The sequence below is a fragment of the Sporomusa sp. genome (assembly GCF_035561255.1).
Taxonomy (GTDB): domain Bacteria; phylum Bacillota; class Negativicutes; order Sporomusales; family Sporomusaceae; genus Sporomusa.
This window is the reverse complement of the sequence record NZ_DATMXX010000416.1, coordinates 1-20,113: the sequence shown is the minus strand read 5'-3', so window position 1 is coordinate 20,113 and position 20,113 is coordinate 1. Positions and strand designations below refer to the sequence as shown.

At 46.8% G+C, this 20,113-nt stretch carries 18 protein-coding genes; all 18 read left to right on the top strand.

The window, feature by feature from the left end:
• Window positions 1-84 precede the first annotated feature (84 nt).
• On the top strand, window positions 85-369 hold the full coding sequence (gene rpsF / locus VN379_RS24200; protein ID WP_144352373.1) for a 30S ribosomal protein S6: 285 nt from the start codon (window positions 85-87) through the stop codon (window positions 367-369).
• A 27-nt stretch (window positions 370-396) separates the two neighbouring features.
• On the top strand, window positions 397-795 hold the full coding sequence (locus VN379_RS24195) for a single-stranded DNA-binding protein (protein ID WP_325525836.1): 399 nt from the start codon (window positions 397-399) through the stop codon (window positions 793-795).
• Window positions 796-816: 21 nt separating this feature from the next.
• Complete coding sequence (gene rpsR, locus VN379_RS24190) at window positions 817-1,047, top strand: 30S ribosomal protein S18 (RefSeq protein ID WP_325525862.1); 231 nt, start codon at window positions 817-819, stop codon at window positions 1,045-1,047.
• Window positions 1,048-1,178: 131 nt separating this feature from the next.
• On the top strand, window positions 1,179-3,518 hold the full coding sequence (locus VN379_RS24185) for a PAS domain-containing protein (protein ID WP_325538676.1): 2,340 nt from the start codon (window positions 1,179-1,181) through the stop codon (window positions 3,516-3,518).
• Between the two features lie 162 nt (window positions 3,519-3,680).
• The gene (locus VN379_RS24180; RefSeq protein WP_325538674.1) at window positions 3,681-3,989 is read left to right on the top strand and encodes a MazG-like family protein; all 309 of its coding nucleotides are present in this window, start codon (window positions 3,681-3,683) and stop codon (window positions 3,987-3,989) included.
• 3 nt (window positions 3,990-3,992) lie between these two features.
• Window positions 3,993-4,952, top strand: a complete 960-nt coding sequence (locus VN379_RS24175; protein ID WP_325538672.1) for a YybS family protein — start codon at window positions 3,993-3,995, stop codon at window positions 4,950-4,952.
• A 14-nt stretch (window positions 4,953-4,966) separates the two neighbouring features.
• Window positions 4,967-6,970 carry a DHH family phosphoesterase gene (locus tag VN379_RS24170; RefSeq protein ID WP_325538670.1) on the top strand — a complete coding sequence of 668 codons (2,004 nt, stop codon included), beginning with the start codon at window positions 4,967-4,969 and terminating at the stop codon, window positions 6,968-6,970.
• The gene (gene rplI, locus VN379_RS24165; protein WP_325538668.1) at window positions 6,930-7,376 is read left to right on the top strand and encodes a 50S ribosomal protein L9; all 447 of its coding nucleotides are present in this window, start codon (window positions 6,930-6,932) and stop codon (window positions 7,374-7,376) included. The genes VN379_RS24170 and rplI overlap by 41 nt, the downstream gene beginning before the upstream one ends.
• A 69-nt stretch (window positions 7,377-7,445) precedes the next feature.
• Window positions 7,446-9,389 carry a Lon family ATP-dependent protease gene (gene lonC, locus VN379_RS24160; RefSeq protein WP_325538666.1) on the top strand — a complete coding sequence of 648 codons (1,944 nt, stop codon included), beginning with the start codon at window positions 7,446-7,448 and terminating at the stop codon, window positions 9,387-9,389.
• 87 nt (window positions 9,390-9,476) lie between these two features.
• Window positions 9,477-10,811: a replicative DNA helicase gene (gene dnaB, locus VN379_RS24155; protein WP_325538664.1), complete on the top strand. Its 1,335-nt coding sequence runs from the start codon at window positions 9,477-9,479 to the stop codon at window positions 10,809-10,811.
• A 281-nt stretch (window positions 10,812-11,092) separates the two neighbouring features.
• Window positions 11,093-11,722 (top strand): PAQR family membrane homeostasis protein TrhA, encoded by a 630-nt coding sequence (trhA, locus tag VN379_RS24150; protein WP_325538663.1) that lies wholly within the window; start codon window positions 11,093-11,095, stop codon window positions 11,720-11,722.
• A gap of 705 nt (window positions 11,723-12,427) precedes the next feature.
• Window positions 12,428-14,539: a sigma 54-interacting transcriptional regulator gene (locus tag VN379_RS24145; protein ID WP_325538661.1), complete on the top strand. Its 2,112-nt coding sequence runs from the start codon at window positions 12,428-12,430 to the stop codon at window positions 14,537-14,539.
• Window positions 14,540-14,682: 143 nt separating this feature from the next.
• Window positions 14,683-15,681, top strand: coding sequence for a dihydroxyacetone kinase subunit DhaK (dhaK, locus tag VN379_RS24140; RefSeq protein ID WP_325538659.1), 999 nt, complete (start codon window positions 14,683-14,685; stop codon window positions 15,679-15,681).
• Window positions 15,682-15,700: 19 nt separating this feature from the next.
• Window positions 15,701-16,336, top strand: coding sequence for a dihydroxyacetone kinase subunit DhaL (gene dhaL, locus VN379_RS24135; protein ID WP_325538657.1), 636 nt, complete (start codon window positions 15,701-15,703; stop codon window positions 16,334-16,336).
• 3 nt (window positions 16,337-16,339) lie between these two features.
• The gene (dhaM, locus tag VN379_RS24130) at window positions 16,340-16,732 is read left to right on the top strand and encodes a dihydroxyacetone kinase phosphoryl donor subunit DhaM (RefSeq protein WP_325538655.1); all 393 of its coding nucleotides are present in this window, start codon (window positions 16,340-16,342) and stop codon (window positions 16,730-16,732) included.
• A 59-nt stretch (window positions 16,733-16,791) separates the two neighbouring features.
• On the top strand, window positions 16,792-17,058 hold the full coding sequence (locus VN379_RS24125; RefSeq protein WP_325538653.1) for an HPr family phosphocarrier protein: 267 nt from the start codon (window positions 16,792-16,794) through the stop codon (window positions 17,056-17,058).
• A gap of 293 nt (window positions 17,059-17,351) precedes the next feature.
• Complete coding sequence (gene purB / locus VN379_RS24120; RefSeq protein WP_325538651.1) at window positions 17,352-18,644, top strand: adenylosuccinate lyase; 1,293 nt, start codon at window positions 17,352-17,354, stop codon at window positions 18,642-18,644.
• 183 nt (window positions 18,645-18,827) lie between these two features.
• Window positions 18,828-20,111 carry an adenylosuccinate synthase gene (locus tag VN379_RS24115; RefSeq protein ID WP_325538649.1) on the top strand — a complete coding sequence of 428 codons (1,284 nt, stop codon included), beginning with the start codon at window positions 18,828-18,830 and terminating at the stop codon, window positions 20,109-20,111.
• Window positions 20,112-20,113 lie beyond the last annotated feature (2 nt).

The following is a 20,113-nucleotide window of genomic DNA, read 5'->3' as shown; positions in this document are numbered from 1 at the left end:
ATATATATGTGACATGGTTTTGTTTTTCAAAACCTTCCCTGCTCCCGTAAGGGGAGCCAATAGTCCAAAGGAGGAGGTGATTTCGTGAGAAAATACGAAGTCGTGATTATCGTTAAGCCTAATGACGAAGAGGTTACTAATGCAACTATTGCCAAGTTCGAGAACATTATTAAGAACACTGGCGGCACAATTGACAAGGTTGACCGTTGGGGCAAAAAGCGTCTGGCTTATGAAGTAAAAGATTTCATGGAAGGGTATTATACCCTGATTAACTTCACTGCTGAGCCAGCTACTGTATTTGAACTGGAACGTGTGCTGAAGATTACCGATGAAATTCTTAAACACATGGTTATTAGATTGGAAGACTAATTTTGTAGCCAGGAGGTGTGAGGATATATGAATAAAGTCATCCTTGTCGGCCGCTTGGCGCAAGATCCGGAAGTGAGATATACCCAAAGCGGCAAAGCAGTTGCTTCCTTTTCGCTGGCTGTCAATCGATTTGGTGGTGGCGCTCAGGGGCAAAACAATGCTGATTTTATCCCGGTTGTAGCCTGGGAGAAACTGGCTGAAACATGTGGTAATAACCTCACTAAAGGCCAGAGGGTATTGGTCGAGGGCCGTCTGCAGATTCGCTCATATGAAGCCAATGATGGACAGAAACGTCGCATCGCCGAAGTGGTGGCGCAGTCCATCGAATTCCTGGAACGTAAACAGGCGTCAAGTGGTGACGCGGGGAATATAGATGTAAATTCGTTCGGCAAAGATGTCTTCCCTGATGAGGAAATACCGTTTTAAAAGGGGGGTAAACAAATGGCTATGAAACGTGAAAGAGGCCGTAAACCTAAGAAAAAAGTTTGCAGCTTTTGTGTTGATAAAGTAAGCTCTATTGACTACAAAGATCTTCCCAAATTGCGCCGGTACACCACCGAGCGGGGCAAAATTCTGCCACGCCGCATCTCTGGTAACTGCGCCAAACATCAACGTCAAATGACATTAGCTGTTAAACGCGCTCGTAATATCGCTCTTCTGCCGTTTACTGCAGAATAAACAGACGATAATAGTTCCAAAGAGTAAGATGCCTTCGAGGAGGGTGTCTTACTCTTTTTTGTTTGGCAAAAAAGGAATATGTTAAGTATCATGGAATATATATCCATGTTAATTATTGGTGCAGGCTGGACATGGCTCAGCAGGAATGTCTGGCAGGCTGCGTACCAGGGGAGGATGAATCTGTGCAATATGGCAATTCAGCTACACTTATTGAAAACATCAGCGATGGGTATTTTGCTCTAGATACAGATTGGCGATTTACGTACATCAATGAAAAAGCTCAAAAACTGTTGCGTAAAACCTGGGAGGAGCTCATTGGACAGAATATCTATGCTGTGTTGGGCGAGGGCCGGAGTTCTTCTTTTTTGCCCAAGTATCAGGAGGCGGTAGCAACCGGGCAGGCAGTTGAGTTTGAGGCTTTCGTCAACCCCTACAATACATGGGTAAAGGTTAGGGCGGTCCCGAATCCAGATGGGTTGCTGGTTTTTTGCCATGATATCACCACAGAAAAGTATTTGCGCAAACTACCCGAAACCCTAAACCGTATTAGGAAATCATCAGATCTGACCACCAATGTTGATCATTTTATCCAGATAATTATTACTGCCCTAACAGAAGGGCTTGACTGTCACTCGGCAGTGGGGTGCAGGCATGAGCAAAACAGTTGGCTGATAAAGTATGGTTGCAATCAGCCCTCGGATGTAGCTGGGAAAGAATTATCTAATAGTATTCTGCCGCATTTAATGGAAGCAATCTTTAGGCGGCAGCCGGTAGTTTTTGAGTGTGAAGATATATTCGGGTCAGCAGACAACGGGGGGCTGGAGATCTGTGCCTCCAGTTCTACGCTGATTATGCCGTTATTTGTAAGGGGCGATAACTCGATTGGCTGTTTACTTTTTGACAATCTGTCTGTAGGTTTTAATGAAGCCCAGATTGAGTTTGCCAAACGGGCAAGTGAGTTTGTCGAGCCATTATTAACTAATGTTGTGCTGGAGATTGAAGATAGAAGACATTTAGCCACTTTACGGGCAATTCTTGATCAGGCGCCTATTGGAATAGCTCTGTTTGATAGCCGTATGAGGTATAGTCAGGTAAATCAGTGGATTGCCGATAGACTGAAAACTACACCAGAAGAGCTAATCGGCCGTACGATCGGGGATGTAGCCACCGAGAAGCTGGGTCTTGCGTCTGCTGAGCAGATCGCTGCGATCTACAGGGAGATACTTATTACAGGCGAGACTTATGCGGTCAACGCGTATACGCTGGCTTTTAATCAAGGTTTTTGCGACTGGGTGTTAAAGCGAATCGATGTGGATGGTGTGGCTATTGGCTTATTGCTGACAGGTATTGATGTTTCTAAACATATCAATATGCAAAGCGAGTTGGAAGAATACCGCAGAAAGCTGGAGAAGCTTGTACAGGAGCGAACTGGTGAATTACTACGTGCCAATGATCGTTTTTATACAGCATTCAATGCCAGTCCCAGTTTAATGGCAATCCATGACCGGGAAGGAAAAATAGTTGATGTTAATGCTAGTTTTGAGACTGGTACCGGCTGGAGTAAGGTCGCAGTCATTGGACGCACTATGTCTGAAATTAATCTTTGTTCAACAGAATTTATCTATGATGTCCGGAAGAGCTTTCGCCAGGAAGGTCGCCTAAAAAATAGAGAGGTCAATTTCTGTACCAAAAACGGGCAAATAAGAACTGGTTTGTTTTCAGCCGAAAGGATAATATTGGATGGGAAAGCCCATATGCTTACATTGGTTAACGATGTAACTGAGATTAAGCTTATGGAAAAAGAGATGCAGCATCTTGACCGGTTAAATCTGGTAGGCCAAATGGCGGCTGGTATCAGCCACGAAGTCCGGAATCCAATGACTACGGTGCGGGGATTTTTGCAAATGTTGATGAAGAAAGACGGCTGTCAACAGTATCAAGAATATTTTGAACTTATGATCAGTGAACTCGATCGTGCGAACTCAATCATTTCTGAATTTTTGTCGGTGGCTAAAACCAGGCAGCCGGATTGCATCGAGACAAATATAAACAACATTATTCGGGCCATTGAACCACTGCTAACAACCGATGCCTTGGCTTCAAGCAAATATGTGGTACTGGAATTGGAGGCTGTTGATAATCTGAACTTAAACGAAAAGGAGATACGTCAGCTATTACTTAATTTAGTGCGAAATGGACTGGAAGCTATGCCAGGGACAGGCAGTATCAGAATTAGGACCTATGAAGAAAAAGAGCAGGTTATTCTGGTTGTACAAGATGAAGGGGAGGGGATTCCCAATCATATTATCAGCCGGCTGGGCACACCGTTTTTAACCAGTAAGGTCAATGGTACCGGCCTGGGTTTAGCTGTGTGTTATGGAATTGCCAGCAGGCATAATGCCAAAATTGACGTTACTACAGGTGCGACCGGTACTACAGTATACGTAAAGTTTAATAAGGGGCAGGCTTAAAATAAAAACAGCATGTATGGTTTAGCAATTATAGGATAATTTATACCGTTTATATTATGCCTCGGTTTTTACGCCGGGGCTTCATTGATTTTCCTTAGCTGGAAAGAAGGAAATAATGCCGCCTCCTTAGAATATAATAAGATGGACTAAGGAGGGGGTTTAGTGTTCTCCCAAGAATCGGAAATCTTGCGCAAGCTTAGGTTAATTGAGGGGTTAAAAGCTGATCTTTTGGCCGAAGTGGGTAAACTATATCAGGCGATGGCCCGCAATAAGCGGGAGGCTATCGGCGAGGCGCTGGCCCAAGTAGTTATTTCAGCTTACGTTTTAGGGCGCAGGCTGGGGATTGATTATCCAGAAATGGATGAGATTGTAAATACCAAGCTTGGGCACAATATAAACCAGGAACCGGAAGTCGAACGTTGGTTTGGAGATATGAGTGAATACCGTCGCCATCTCCGCCAGAAGAGGTGAATTATGCAAAAAGCTCCAGTCAGACCGATCGTTGAGGGCGGTATACTTACCGCTGTTGCTATAATTTTTGCTCTTATCAGCACCTATGTGCCTGTTATTGGAGCTTTTGTCAATCTAATCTGGCCTGTTCCTATTGTACTTCTCGGAGTACGTCATGGTTATAAATGGAGTATTCTGGCCGTTGTGGCATCAGGGATCATTATTGCACTGCTGATGCACCCGCTTACTGCTGTCTCAGTGGTTGTGGGATTCGGTTTAATCGGTATCGCACTGGGATATGCGCTAAGGCAGGGCTTTTCTCCTGCTAAAACGCTTGCGTTGGGATCAGCGGCATCGCTGGTATCCAAAGCAGCTGTTATCGCGATTACTGCTGCAGTGATGGGGTTTAACCCCCTTAATCTCCAAACTGAGGCTATGGTCAAGGGATTGGAGCAAGCGATGGCGTTTTACCGGAGCATGGGTATGAAGGCTGAAGACCTGGCCCAGATGGAAACAGCCATGCGACCGATGATTGATCTTATGAAGATTATTTTACCTGCTGGATTTGTATTGGCAGCTGTTGTGGATACTTTTCTCAACTTCCAAGTGGCTAAGGCAATATTAGGAAGGCTGGGGCATCGCGTTGAGCCGTTTCCGCCGTTTCGCCATTGGACAGTGCCACGTGTTACAATATACGGTCTGGTGGTATCGTTAGTGGCGCTATATTGGGGGAAATCCCGGGAGCTTGAGCTATTATACAACGCCGGCATGAACCTCCAGGTAATTGCTACGATGCTGCTGGCGGTTCAGGGAATGGCTGTCTTTTACTTCCTTACCGATAAATACAAATTGTCAAGATTGGCTCGAGGTATTATACTATTCTTGATCTTTTCTAACGGGATCTTCATGCAGGCCATTATTATCGGCGGCGCGTTCGATCTGATTTTCGACTATCGTCAACTGCGTGCTCCACGGTTGGAGTAACAGGAGGGATTGCAATGCCTCAAGGTCCATCATTTTGGTTTGATACCCGTATTTACCTGGCTGTAACAGCAACTTTCCTGCTTATTATAAGTTATTATAATCCCTATGCCGCGGCGCTGGGGGTAGTCTTATTATATGCACTCTATCTATACGGGCGGGAGCGCTACTCTGCGCGCCAGAAAGCGGTTAATGACTATCTGGATACAATCGGGCGCTGCGTTGATACGGCGGCGGCTCAGGCGTTCAATAACCTGCCTCTGGCTATCGCGATCATTGATCAGCAGGGTGTTATTGAGTGGCGCAATCATTTACTCTCAGAATGGGTTGCTGAATCGACCGAACCGGGCCAATCGCTGGCTAAAATCTGGCCGTTGCTGCCTGTCGAAAAAATAGCTGATAAAGATGGTCAGATCAGGTTTGAGGCTGGAGACCATCACTTTGATATCATTTACCGGGCAGTTGATAAAGCTCGAACAGTCCTTTATATCTCCGATGTTACCGGACTTGAGTCTGACCGGGCTGCAAGCTGCCGCGTCCAGACGGTGCTGGCATATATCCAAATTGATAATTATGATGATGCGTTGACCGGGTTAAGCGAGAGTCAACGAACGACGATTCTAGGTGAAGTCAACCGGTTGCTGGCTGACTGGATTACCGAACTGGACGGGTATCTCAAGAAATACAGCGAGGATACGTATATAGCCGTATTAAATCGCTGTTCCCTTGAACGCTTGATGACAGGGGATAAATTTGATATATTAGATCGCATTCGTGGCATTCAGGCCGGCAACAAAATTCCTGTGACGTTAAGCCTTGGTGCCGCTACCGGAGAAAACTCGGTAGCTGAGCTTGGTCAGCGAGCGCAGGCAGGCTTGGATTTGGCCCTAAGCCGCGGCGGAGACCAGGCAGCTGTCAATATTAGTGGCAAAGTCCAGTTTTTTGGCGGCAAAGCTAAAGCTGTTGAGAAGAATACCAGAGTTAAGGCCCGGATTGTGGCACAGGCTATCCGGGAGCTTATTGAGCAGGCTGACAGCATTGTTGTCATGGGTCATACCGGCGAAGATTTTGATAGTCTAGGGGCAGCCTTGGGGGTTGCCAAAATGGTTCGTCACATGAAGAAACAGGTGCATATCGTTGTTAGTCAGCCGGGAGTGGCTGTGGATAAATTATCAGAGCTTTTACTGGACTACGAAGAATACCGCGATATATTTATATCGCCAATGCAGGCGGCACTGCTGGTTAATGCAAAAACAATGGTTTTTGTGGTAGATACTCATCGCCCGGAACTGGCTGCGGCTCCTGATGTGTTAGCCAGGGCCGAGCGGACAGTAATTATTGACCACCATCGCCGGGCTGAGACTATTATTGCCAACACTTTACTGGTATATCTGGAGCCGTCGGCTTCGTCAGCCAGTGAACTGGTTACCGAACTCCTGGGCTACTTTGATGATAAATTGGAATTAAATCGTTTAGAGGCGTCAGCACTGTACGCCGGTATTGTCGTAGACACCAAGAACTTTGCTGTCCAGACAGGGGTACGAACTTTTGAGGCTGCTTCCTATCTGCGCCGGGCAGGTGCAGATCCCGCTTTAGTCCGGCATTTGTTCCGGGTAGATTTTGAAACAATGAAAAATCGGGCTGCTATTATTGAAAATACTGATATGCCACACGAAGGGGTAGTCATCGCCGTATGTCCGGCTGATGTCAAAAATGCTCAAGTAGCAGCGGCGCAAGCTGCCGATATGCTGCTTAATATTGAAGGTGTTCGTGTAAGTTTTGTATTATTTAAAACTGAGGATGGCATTGGGGTCAGTGCGCGTTCACATGGAGATATTAACGTCCAGGTTATTATGGAACAGTTGGGGGGCGGTGGGCATCAGTCAGTCGCCGGGGTTAAAGTCAAAAATGCCACAGCTGATGAAGTTAGGGCTAAACTTATTGAAATAGTTGATAGCTACATAAAGGAGAGTGGAATACATGAAAGTAATTCTGCAACAAGAAGTGAAAAAACTCGGTAAAAAGGGTGAGATCCTTGAAGTATCTGAGGGTTATGCCCGAAACTATCTATTACCGCAAAAACTGGCCATTGCGGCCACTGCAAATAATGTAAATACTGCCACCCAGCAAAAGGCGGCAGAGGAGCGCAAAAAAGAGCGCATCCTGGATGAGGCCAAACTGTTGGCTGCTCAAATGGCCAAAATCACTGTTGCCATCCCTGTAAGAATGGGGGAGGGCGGCCGGCTCTTTGGTTCTGTAACGGCCAAGGACATTGCCGATGCCTTGGCCACCCAGCACAAACTTGAGATTGATAAACGCAAAATCGAGCTTAAAGATGCACTCAAGTCTCTGGGAACATTTACAGTACCCATTAAATTGCATCAGGAAGTTGGTACCCAGATTCAAGTAACAGTTAAGCCGGAGTAACGTCTGGAGAAAATTAAACATTCTAACCAGTCCCGGCAATAAATCCGTACAAATAGAAAGGTTAACACAATGAAAGATTTTTTTAACAAACTGGTACGTAGTAGCAGCCGGGAACGCGCTGCTAGCGGTCTCGGCACTCAGGAAGATCAACTTAAACGCCAAGTTGCCGCGCTGTACGGTTTGTACACCGGCGTCATGGGCGCAGAAAAAGTTGTACTCAAAGCCGGCAAACTTGGAGCACTGGAACTTATGCGCTCTACAGAGTTGCCTGAACGAGTACTGGCGTTGCAGAAGCTAGTGTTTGAAGATCCGACCATTGATACGTTGCCGTCAGCTCAAGATATCCCAGGCCTATTAGGAGAGATTGAGGAAGAATTGGCTGACTTGTGCGCCCGTCGCACCTTGGAAGAACGGATTGAAAAGAAAATTGCCGAGAAGATGGAAGAACGCCATCAGGAATATGTGCAGGAAATCCGCATGCAGGTCATTAAGGAAGAAAGTGATGCCAATGCTGAAAACCCGCAGACACTCAAGAAGTATGCTCTCCTGGAAAAACTGGAGACCCGCAAACTAACCCGTTCCGCTATGGCGTTACTGCGCCCGGCTACCCTTGACGAGATTGTTGGTCAAGAACGGGCGGTTGAAGCACTCAGAGCAAAACTGGCTTCACCTTATCCTCAGCACCTGATTTTGTATGGACCGCCTGGAGTTGGTAAAACAACTGCCGCGCGCCTTGTGCTGGAGGAAGCCAAAAAACTAAGAAATACACCGTTTGCCCAAGAGGCCCCGTTTGTTGAGGTTGATGGCACGACCCTCCGGTGGGATCCGCGTGATGTTACCAATCCGCTCTTAGGCTCAGTGCATGACCCGATTTATCAGGGGGCTCGCCGCGATTTAGCAGAAAGCGGTGTTCCTGAACCTAAGCCTGGTTTAGCGACTGATGCCACAGGCGGCATCTTGTTTATTGATGAAATTGGTGAGATGGACCCCATGCTGCAGAACAAACTATTAAAAGTACTTGAAGATAAGCGGGTCTTTTTTGACTCCGCATATTATGACCCATCAGATCCCAGTGTGCCTAAATATATTAAAAAGCTTTTTGAAGAGGGCGCACCTGCCGACTTTGTCTTAATCGGTGCGACTACCCGTGATGCGGGGGATATTATGCCGGCGGTACGCTCGCGTTGCGCCGAGATTTACTTCGAACCGCTGACCCCTAAGCATATAGAGGAAATAGTCTATAACGCCGCTGTCAAGCTGGATGTGGCCATTGAGCCTGATGTGCCGCATCTCATCAGTGAGTATACTATTGAAGGCCGGAAAGCCGTGAATATCTTATCTGATGCATATAGTATGGCTCTGCTGCATGCTGGTAATGAGCAAGAGCATGTTATAATTACCAGTGCGGATGTGTACCGGGTGGCACAAGTCAGCCGCCTATCACCTTATGTTAATCGTAAGGCATCGGTTACACATGAAGTCGGCAAGGTATTTGGTCTTGGCGTAAGTGGTTACCTTGGTTCAGTACTGGAGATTGAGGCAGTTGCCTTTCCGGCTGAAAAGGGAAAAGGCAGCATGCGGTTTAACGATACGGCCGGAAGCATGGCAAAAGACTCGGTGTTTAACGCTGCGGCTGTTGTCCGGAAGTTGACAGGCCAGGACTTGGCCAGTTATGATTTGCATGTCAACATTATTGGTGGTGGCCGTATTGATGGTCCGTCAGCGGGTACTGCAATAGTATCGGCGATCATTTCAGCGATTACAGGCAAGCCTATCCGTCAGGATGTTGCTATTACTGGAGAAATCTCCATTCAGGGACGGGTAAAGGCCGTGGGCGGTGTATTTGAAAAAGCATATGGTGCCAAACAGGCTGGTATTATTACCATGATTATTCCCCATGAGAACAAAAGCGATATCCCGGAAGGGCATTTAGGTCTGGATATCCGTCCGGTTACTACAGTAGAAGAAGCGTTGGCGATACTTTTCGATGAGAGTCAGGCAGCTAGCGCGTAGAGCAAGATAGATTGCCGCGTTTCGCCCGTCAGGATAGAATAAAAAATATCCTGGGCGAGCGCGGCATTTAAGTGAGGGAGAAATTACATGATTGACCGCGTTCCCCCCCAAAACGTAGAAGCTGAGCAATCGGTACTTGGCGCCATGATGATTGAACGCGAGGCTATCTCTAAGGTTTCCGAGATTATAAGACCGGAAGATTTCTACCGGGAAGCCCATCGCCTCATTTATAAAGCCATGCTGGAGTTATTCAATAAAAATGATGCTGTTGACCTGGTTACCGTGGTAGAGGTATTGCGCCGGGACGAGAAGCTGGAACCGGCCGGTGGCATAGCCTATGTCTCTGCCTTGGCGAACAGTGTTCCGACAGCAGCCAATGTTATGTACCATGCCCGGATAGTAGAAGAGAAAGCGCTGCTGCGCAATCTGATCAATACAGCCACCCATGTAGCCGGAATGGGCTATGAAGCCAACGAAGAAGTGGCTGTAATTATGGATAAGGCTGAGAAAATGATTTTGGAAGTATCCAGCCGTAAGGCCGGGCAGGAGTTTGCTTCAATTAAGAATATCATTTTTGATGTTTTTGACAAAGTATCTGAGCTGTATTCCTCAAAAGGAGGGATTACCGGGCTTTCTACAGGCTTTAAAGATCTGGACAAGTTGACATCAGGCCTGCAGCCGTCAGATCTAATTCTGATTGCAGCCCGTCCCAGTATGGGTAAAACAGCATTTGTACTCAATATTGCGCAAAATATTGCTATTAAGGAAAAGCATTCGGTTGCCTTTTTTAGTCTGGAAATGTCTAAGGAGCAATTAGTGCAGCGGATGTTGTGTGCCGAAGCGCCGATTGATGCCCAGCGTCTTAGGATCGGTGAACTGGAAAACAACGATTGGGATAAGCTGGTCCGCGCTGCTGACCGCTTGGCCGCGGCCCCTATTTTTATTGATGATACTGCCGGTATCACAGTCATGGAGATGCGCTCCAAGGCTAGGCGGCTTAAGATCGAGCACGATTTAAAGCTCATTATCATCGACTACCTGCAGCTTATGCAGGGAAGCGCCGGCAGTTCCCGCAGCGAAAACCGCCAACAGGAAATTTCCGAAATCTCCCGTTCTCTGAAGGCCCTGGCCCGTGAACTAAAAGTGCCGGTTATCGCTTTATCCCAGCTCAGCCGGGGCGTAGAATCCCGTCAGGTAAAGAAACCAATGCTGAGTGACCTCAGGGAATCTGGCTCGCTTGAGCAGGATGCCGACATTGTGGCTTTTATATATCGCGAGGATTACTATGAACCTGAGACCGAGCGTAAAAACATTACCGATATTATCGTGGCCAAGCACCGTAACGGCCCTGTTGATAGTATCCAGCTCTTTTTCCACAAGCAGTTTACTAAGTTCAGTGATTTGTCTAAGATCCCTGGTTAATCTAACATATTTAAAGTGAGATTAAAGCAGCCATTAAAATGGCTGCTTTTTTACTGACCAGGCAAAATAGGTTAACTGCTCTTGCTTCAGCTTGTTCACTCAATATAGCGAACCCGCAGACAAGTACTCATGGGACCGGATGGATATTCTCCGGTGTATGGCTAATGCTAATGATAAGATGAAATGACCCTGGGAAGAATTAATGTATTTCCAATATGGCGGCAGGGTCGTATAATAAAGGAAGAGTCTGTAGCTAAAAATTTCGGATAGGAGAGGGTTGAATGGAAGAGAGATTGAATGCAATAACACATGGTGTAGGAACTGCGATGGCTGTTGGCGGACTTGTTGTGCTTGTAGTTGCCGCTCAGTTATATGGGAGTATCTGGCATACGGTCAGCTTTAGCATATATGGTGCTTCGCTGGTCTTGCTATATCTTGCATCAACGCTTTATCATAGCTTTACTGATGCAAAACTCAAGTACATTTTCAAGATTATCGATCATGCTGCAATTTATTTGTTCATTGCCGGTACGTATACCCCGTTTACACTGGTAGTACTTCACGGTACATTGGGGTGGACTGTATTTGGCGTGATTTGGGGACTCGCATTAATCGGAGTCTTTTATAAAATCTTCTTTGCCGGGCGGTTTAAGATTTTATCAACGATATGTTACATTATTATGGGATGGCTTATGCTATTTTGCATTAAACCGCTGATACATATCCTGCCGACAATGGGAGTAGGCTGGTTGTTGGCGGGCGGTCTTTTGTACACACTAGGTGCAGGTGTCTATCTTTGGCGCAGATTGCCCTATAATCATGCAGTTTGGCATATGTTTGTTCTGTCAGGAAGTATTTGCCATTTTATCGCGGTTTTCTACTATATACTGCCTATTCCTATCAATTCGTAAAAGAAGCCGCGCTGCATTTCATTTCAGCGCGGTTTCTTCAATGGTGGGATCCTCTTGGCGAGGGCTAAGTAATCCTTTATTAGAAGGTTTGAGCTAACAGAATTAGGAACAAGTGTCATCATCAAAAAATCCCGGGAATAATAAGACAAATAGGCTGATAACAAGAATAATAAACCAAAGTTCTCTATTAGTATTCCAAAACATAATAACTCCTCCTTCTTGCTCAACTTAGTTAAATCTACTCTATACTATTCTATAGCTGATTCTCATGTTACAGCCGGTACAACCCTGCATAACAATTCAAGCGGGTCAGGTCGTAGCTCAAATAAGATAGCTGGTTATCTTATTTGAGCTGGTAAAAAAATAAGAGTTAGCAACGATAGTGCGCTAACTCTTATATTAAAAGGAGGTAAGTGTACCTGTTTGAAAGGTGGGTAGCAGGCACGTCATTTTAGCTGCTAGAGAGCGGATCGATTTCCGCAGCACAAGAAGACAAAGCAGAGAATAATAATAATAATCCAAATCCAACCATCCCAAAAGAAGTCCTGGCTGATAAACCTCTGCTGATTATCCATAAAAACTCCTCCTTTTAAAAGTATAGTTATTATATTGTATGCTTGAAGCAATAAATGTGCTCTTTAGGGGCACTGAGTTTAATTCGAAGGATATCGTTAGGATAGAAGTCCTGTCAAGGTGGGATGACAAGTGGAGACCTGCAAACAAGCCATTATAAATCACGACAAGGGATTGCATGCCCGGGTGGCGGCAATGATTGTGCAAAAAGCCTACGAGCTTGAACGTAAATGGCAGAGTAAACTGTATTTTCGGCGTCAGAGTGGCCCGGCTGTTCCGGCAGTCAGTCTTATGCCATTGGTGTCACTACGGATAAAACAGGGTGAACTAGTCGGGGTGGAGGCTACAGGTCTGCTGGCCGAGATGGCAGCCAGCGAGATGGCTGCTTTCCTGGAGAGTGATTTTCTGCTGGATAACGCTGCCATCATTAGTCAGATTGACGGACTGCTGCAGGATAATGCCCTTACTGCCGGTCAGATATTTACCAGCATGGCCAACGGGTTAATAGTTACTGACGGAAATGACATAATTACAGTATTCAATCCAGCCGCTGAGCGGATACTGGGCATTCAGGCCAACCAGGCTATTGGCCGCAAGGCCCAACATATCATTCCAGGTTCGCGACTTCATATTGTTGCCAAAACCAGACAGCCAGAATTAGGATGCCGTCAGGTCATCGGCCAGTTGACAATACTGACCAACCGAACAGTGATAATTGCTGATGGGCAAGTATGTGGAGCTATGGCAATATTTGAAGATATATCAGTGCTGGAAACAGTAACAGGTGAGCTTAAAGCGGTTAAAGAACTTAAAGAACGCATGCAACTTGTGCTTGAATCAGTGCAAGATGGTATTTGTGTTGTTGATAAAAATGGTGTAATTACTTATGTTAATCCTGCTTATAGTGAGCTTGTTAACCAGTCGTGCACTGAGTTGCTTGGACAGAATGTACGCAAGTTATCCCCCGGCGGTGCGCGTAGTCAGGTACTTACAACCGGGCGCCCTGTGGCCGGCAGTATCGCCTCCAAGCCGGGTGGGGCAACCCTGGTGGCTAATGTCAGCCCGATTATGGTTGATGGTGAAATAACCGGGGCAGTATCTGTTGTAAAAAACGTTAGCGAAGTACATAAATTAACTGATAAGCTGAGCCAGGTTTCCGCTAAAGCTGAATACCTGGAGCAAGAACTACGGCGGGCCCAGAAGCCAGGGCCGGCCTTTAACCGGTTTATCGGCCATAGTGGCAAGGCACGTGAATCACTGGCCATTGCCATTAAAGCAGCCGGCAGTGGGGCAACTGTACTTATTAGCGGGGAAAGTGGCACAGGCAAAGAACTTGTGGCTGAAGGCATTCATTATGCCAGCCACCGTGCGGCTGGGCCTTTTATCCGGGTTAATTGCGCAGCCTTACCAGAAGGCTTACTGGAGAGTGAGCTGTTCGGTCATGAAAAAGGGGCTTTTACCGGGGCTATACGGCAGAAACCCGGCAAGTTTAGTCTGGCTGACAAGGGCACGCTGTTTCTTGATGAAATCGGTGATCTAAATAAAAGCATGCAGGCCAAGCTGCTCCGGGTATTACAACAGAAAGAATTTACCCGTGTGGGCGGCGAGGTCGTTATTAAGGTTGATGTCCGGATTATTGCCGCTACTAACCGCAACCTGGCCCAGATGGTGGCAGCAGGACAGTTCCGGGAAGACCTTTATTACCGGCTGAATGTCATCCCTATTCTGCTGCCGCCGCTACGGGAACGGGCAGAGGATATACCACTACTTGTTGACTACTTCTTACACAAGGTCATTGCTGAACAGGGAAAATGTATTTCCGGTATTACCGAGACGGCCCTTGCCGGACTGCTGGGATATGCTTGGCCTGGCAACGTGCGCGAGCTGGAAAATGTTATTGAACGGATGGTCACCCTGGCAGAGAGTGTATTGTTAACAGTTGCCGACTTACCGCTTTATCTCCGGGAAGGTGGCAAGGGCGCTGATCAGGCCCCTGTACAGCAAGAGCTAGTCTTGCCTGCAAGCACTAGTTCCCCGGTTATCTTGCCCTGGATAGAATATGAAAAGAAAATCATAGCGTTCGCCCTGGCCAAATATGGTAGTTTCAATGCGGCTGGTAAAGCCCTTGGATTAACACATAAAACCGTGGCGGCAAAGGCTCAGAAATATGGTATCGTTAAAGCTGTCACTTGGGAAAATAGTAGGAGTATGGTAAAAAATATCAAGCAGATCGAACCCGGTTGATACTTTTGTACAAGGGCGACACAAGAAAGCAGCTGGGAGCCATATCAAGGCTGCTTTCCTGTGCTGGCGCGTTTCCTGCATTAGAAAGAGAGTAGCTACCGGATAACCGGTATATTGATTGATAGCGAGGAGGCTGTAATTAAATGAAGAAGGTCATTAATAATGCCGAGCAAGTCGTTGAGGAAATGCTGCAAGGGATAGTACTGGCGCATCCCCAATATGTAAAGAGGCTGCAGGGATTTGATGTCCTGGTGCGGGCAAATGCTCCGGTACAAGGTAAGGTTGCACTGGTATCAGGCGGTGGCAGTGGTCATGAACCTTCGCACGGGGGTTATGTTGGACAAGGGATGCTTGATGGTGCAGTAGCCGGGGCGGTGTTTACTTCGCCGACTCCTGACCAGGTATATGAAGCTGTTAAGGCTGTTGACGGCGGCAAAGGTGTTCTTTTGGTTATCAAAAACTATACAGGCGATATCATGAATTTTGAAATGGCTGCGGAAATGGCTGAGGCCGACGATATTAAAGTGTCCAAAGTCGTTATCAATGACGATGTAGCAGTGGAAAACAGTACCTGGACTACCGGGAGACGTGGCATTGCCGGTACTGTATTTGTACATAAACTTGCCGGCGCCAAGGCTGAAACCGGAGCTGATTTAGCTGAAGTACAGAAAACTGCCGAAAAAGTAATCGCCAACGTGCGATCGATGGGGATGGCATTATCGCCGTGCACTGTGCCGGCAGCAGGAAAGCCTAGTTTTACTCTGGCGGAGAATGAGGTAGAGATTGGCATGGGTATCCATGGTGAGCCAGGAACTCATCGTGAAACCCTTCGCACTGCCGACGAAACAGCTGAGCATTTATTGAATAAAATTTTTGCTGATATGGCTTTGGCCGCTGGTGACGAAGTGGCTGTCCTGGTGAATGGTTTAGGTGGTACACCACTTATGGAGCTATATGTTGTTAACCGTAAAGTAGCAGCCTTGCTTGCTGAGAAGAATATCAAAATCGCCAAAACGTATGTCGGCAATTATATGACGTCGCTCGAAATGGCTGGTTTTTCAGTGTCGGTTCTGAAATTAGACAGTGAGCTTAAGGAATTGCTCTTTGCTCCGGCAGATACACCGGCGTTGGTGCAATTCTAAGCAGAGGGGAAGTAGCAGGATGGTAAATGTAATTGCGGCCATAGAAGCTCTGGCAGATATTATAATAGCCAATAAGCAGAAACTAACTGATCTTGACGCTGCTATCGGCGATGGCGACCATGGGATCAATATGGCGCGTGGCTTTGAAGCTGTGCGTGTTAAGCTGGTGACAGCTAATCCTATGGACATCGGCGCGGTGCTGAAATTGGTGGGTATGACGCTGATATCGACAGTTGGCGGTGCCTCAGGTCCATTATATGGAACGGCATTTATGCGGGCAGCAGCAGTCGTACAGGGTCAAGCAGTCATCGACACTCATACTGCTGCTGAAATGCTTAAGGCTGCTATCGGCGGTATTAAAGACCGGGGCAAGGCTGTGCGCGGCGAAAAAACTATGCTTGATGCCTTAGAGCCTGCCTATGAAGCTTTTATGCAGGGGATGGCTGACGGTGCTGCTCTCAGCACCTGCCTGGAATTGGCGACCCAGGCTGCTGGCGCCGGTATTGAATATACCAAGACAATTATTGCCACTAAAGGGCGGGCCAGTTATCTGGGGGAACGCAGTATCGGACACCAGGATGCGGGCGCAACCTCTTGCTATCTTATGCTGGCGGCACTAACGGCATTGGCCAAACAACACAGGCAGGGGGATTAAGCGGTGGTAGGTATTGTTGTGGTTTCGCACAGTGCCAAGATCGCCGAGGGAATCTGCGAATTGGCCGGCCAAATGGCGGCGCCTGGACAGAAGCTGGTTGCCGCAGGCGGTATGACCGATGGGAGCATCGGCACAGATGCATTCCGGATTCAGGCTGCGATCGAAGAAGCTAATACGGGGGATGGCGTTCTGGTTCTGGTCGATTTGGGCAGTGCTGTTCTTAGTGCCGAATTGGCACTGGAAATGCTGAGCGAAGAGCTAAAGGATCAAGTGAAAATCGCCGATGCACCTATCCTTGAAGGGGCAGTTGCTGCTACTGTGGAAGCCTCTGTTGGTCAACCGCTTGCGGCGGTACTAACAACTGCCGAAGGTGCGCGCGATCTAAGGAAACGATAAGCGATCGTAGCAGGATTTTTACGTGGTAGCATACCATACTAGATTGGTTGGAGGATCAGATGATAGAAATTAAACTGGTGTTAACCAATGCAGCCGGGTTGCATGCCAGGCCGGCTGCACAGTTTATCCAGGCAGCAGCAGCCTTTAAAAGCAAAATAACTATTCAGTCTGGCAGCAAAAGGGCTGATGCAAAAAGTATTCTGGCTGTAATGGGTATGGGTTTAGGGCCGGGAGCTGAATTTTTGCTGACTGCTGATGGCCTGGATGAAGGCGAGTGTATAGCAGCATTACAAGCCTTGGTTGAAAGCAACTTTGGCGAGAGATAGAAGCTGGCTGATAATAGCATATTATTTTATTTCCCGGCAATAATCTTCCAGACAAGCCGGCAGTATTGGGACTGCCGGCTTGTCTGATTTTCCGAACATTAATTTTGTTATTAATATAATCATTCGATTTTTATTGACAGCCATTATCTGCTAGTGCTATGATAAACAAGGGAAAAAAGGGGAAAAACTAGATAGAGTTATTCTTGCAAATCAGAAGCTGTCATTTTGATTATGTAAAAAAATATAGGACTGCCTGTTAACACTCAGAACAGTTCGGAAAGCGAAGTGGTATCATGATTGAACGTTATACGTATCCCGAGATGGGACGTATTTGGACTGACGAAAATGAATTCCAAACAATGCTTGACATTGAAATCGCGGCGTGTGAGGCTATGGCTAAGCTGGGGCAAATTCCGGCTGAAGCTGTACCTGTTATTAAAGAAAAGGCTAAGTTTTCGGTAGCGCGCATACGTGAAATTGAAAAGGAAACCCGCCACGATATTTTAGCGTTTCTGACCGCAGTGGCTGAAAATGTGGGTGAGCCTGCTAAATACATTCACATGGGGTTAACCTCAAGTGATGTAAAAGACACGGCATTAGGCGTGATGATGAAACAGGCTGCCGATATTATCATTGACGATCTTGTTAAATTTCGCGACATTCTAAAACGCCGGGCGGCCGAGCACAAGTATACGGCGATGATTGGCCGTACACATGGTATTCATGCCGAACCACTTACGCTTGGGTTAAAGTTTGCTTTGTGGATGGATGAAACCGAACGCAATATTGAACGTGTTAAACGGGCCAAAGATGCTGTCGCCATTGGCAAACTGTCCGGGGCTGTAGGCACCTATGCCAACATCGATCCGTATATAGAAACCCATGTGTGTCAACAAATGGGTATTAAAGCCGCTAAACTGGCCACTCAGGTTATTCAGCGTGACCGTCATGCGGAGTTTGTGACTACGCTGGCTATTGTAGCCGGTTCGCTGGACAAATTTGCAACCGAGATCAGAAATCTGCAGCGCACCGATATTCGGGAAGCTGAAGAATATTTCCATCCAGGGCAAAAGGGCTCATCGGCAATGCCGCATAAACGCAACCCAATCACGTGTGAACGCGTGACAGGCTTAGCCCGGGTAGTGCGCGGTCATGCTATGGCTGCTCTTGAAGATATGCCATTATGGCATGAACGGGATATTTCCCATTCTTCAGTTGAGCGGGTTATTTTGCCTGATAGTACCATTCTGGTTGATTATATGCTCCGGATTTTTACTGATGTTGTTGATCGCCTATTGGTTTATCCTGAGGCAATGAAGGCCAATATCGAAAAAACCGGTGGTTTGATTTTTAGTCAGCGTGTATTACTAAAGCTTGTTGATAAAGGGGCTGTGCGTGAGGATGCTTACCGCTGGGTGCAGAGAAACGCTATGGCTAGATGGCTGGAAGGCGCAGACTTTAAAACCAATGTTATCGCCGATCCTGACATTAAGCAATACCTTACAGCCGCAGATATCGAAGAGTGCTTTGAATATACCTATTATCTACGGCATGTAGATACTATTATGGCCCGCTTCGGGTTATAGAAAGAGCCTCCACCAGCTTTAATGAAGAATATAGTTATATAAGTGAACACGGCCACGACTGGATAGCAAAGGCCAGATGCAAGGTGTACCGGAAAATACGCAAACTGTTTGTATGTGCACATTTCCGGGGAGCAGCGAAATAAATGGCTGCTTATAGCCAGTTGTGTATGAAAGGATGATTAGATGTCTTCTGTAGTTGTTATTGGCACTCAATGGGGTGACGAAGGTAAAGGTAAAATTGTTGACTTTCTGGCTGAACAAGCCGATGTTGTTGTCCGTTATCAAGGTGGTAATAATGCCGGGCACACGGTTGTTGTTAACGGCACTGAGTTTAAATTGCATTTATTACCTTCAGGGATACTGTATTCCGGTAAAAGATGTGTAGTTGGCAACGGCGTAGTTGTTGATCCGGCTGTTATGATCAAAGAGCTTCAAGGCATGAAAGATAAGGGGATTGATACTTCAGGCCTTAAAGTGTCAAACCGGGCCCATGTAATTATGCCTTATCACCGCTTGCTTGATGAAGTGGAAGAAGAATCCCGTGGTGACCGTAAAATTGGCACAACAAAACGGGGCATCGGCCCTTGCTATATGGATAAGAACTCCCGTGCAGGCATCCGGATGGTAGACTTGATGGATGAAGAAGAATTTTGTTTAAAGCTTGAGTATAACTTAGAGGCTAAAAATCATTTGCTTAAGGCTGTATACGGTGTTGAGGGCTTTGATTATGAGCAAGTGAAACAAGAGTATCTCGAATATGCCCGTCAGCTTAAACCGTATGTAACAGATACTGCGGCAGTGCTGCATGCAGCTATCAAAAAAGGCGAAAAAGTGCTATTTGAGGGTGCGCAGGCTACCCTGCTTGATTTAGATCATGGAACTTACCCCTATGTAACCTCTTCCCATCCTATCGCCGGTGGGGCGTGCATTGGTGCCGGGGTAGGGCCAACGCAAATCAATAAAGTAATCGGCGTTGTTAAGGCATATACGACTCGAGTGGGTGAGGGGCCATTTCCAACTGAGCTTCATGATGAGGTCGGCCAGACAATCCGTGAACGGGGCCATGAATATGGTACAACAACCGGCCGTCCACGCCGTTGCGGCTGGATGGACGCTTGTGTCGTCCGTTATGCTGGTTATGTCAGCGGTATTGATTATATGGCAATTACCAGGCTGGATATTCTTGACGGTTTGAAAACCCTTAAGATTTGTACTGGCTATAAGTATCAGGGAGAGATCTTAAACGAGTTCCCTGCCAGTCTCAAAGTATTGGCTCAGGTGGAACCGGTCTATGAGGAATTACCAGGTTGGGATGAGCCTACAAGTAGTATCCGCAAATATGACGATCTTCCGGTTAACGCCCGGCGTTATATTGAACGCTTAAGTGAAACTAGCGGTATTGGCATTGGTATTGTTTCTGTTGGGCCTGGACGAGAGCAGACCATCATTCTTGAGAATATGTTTTAAAT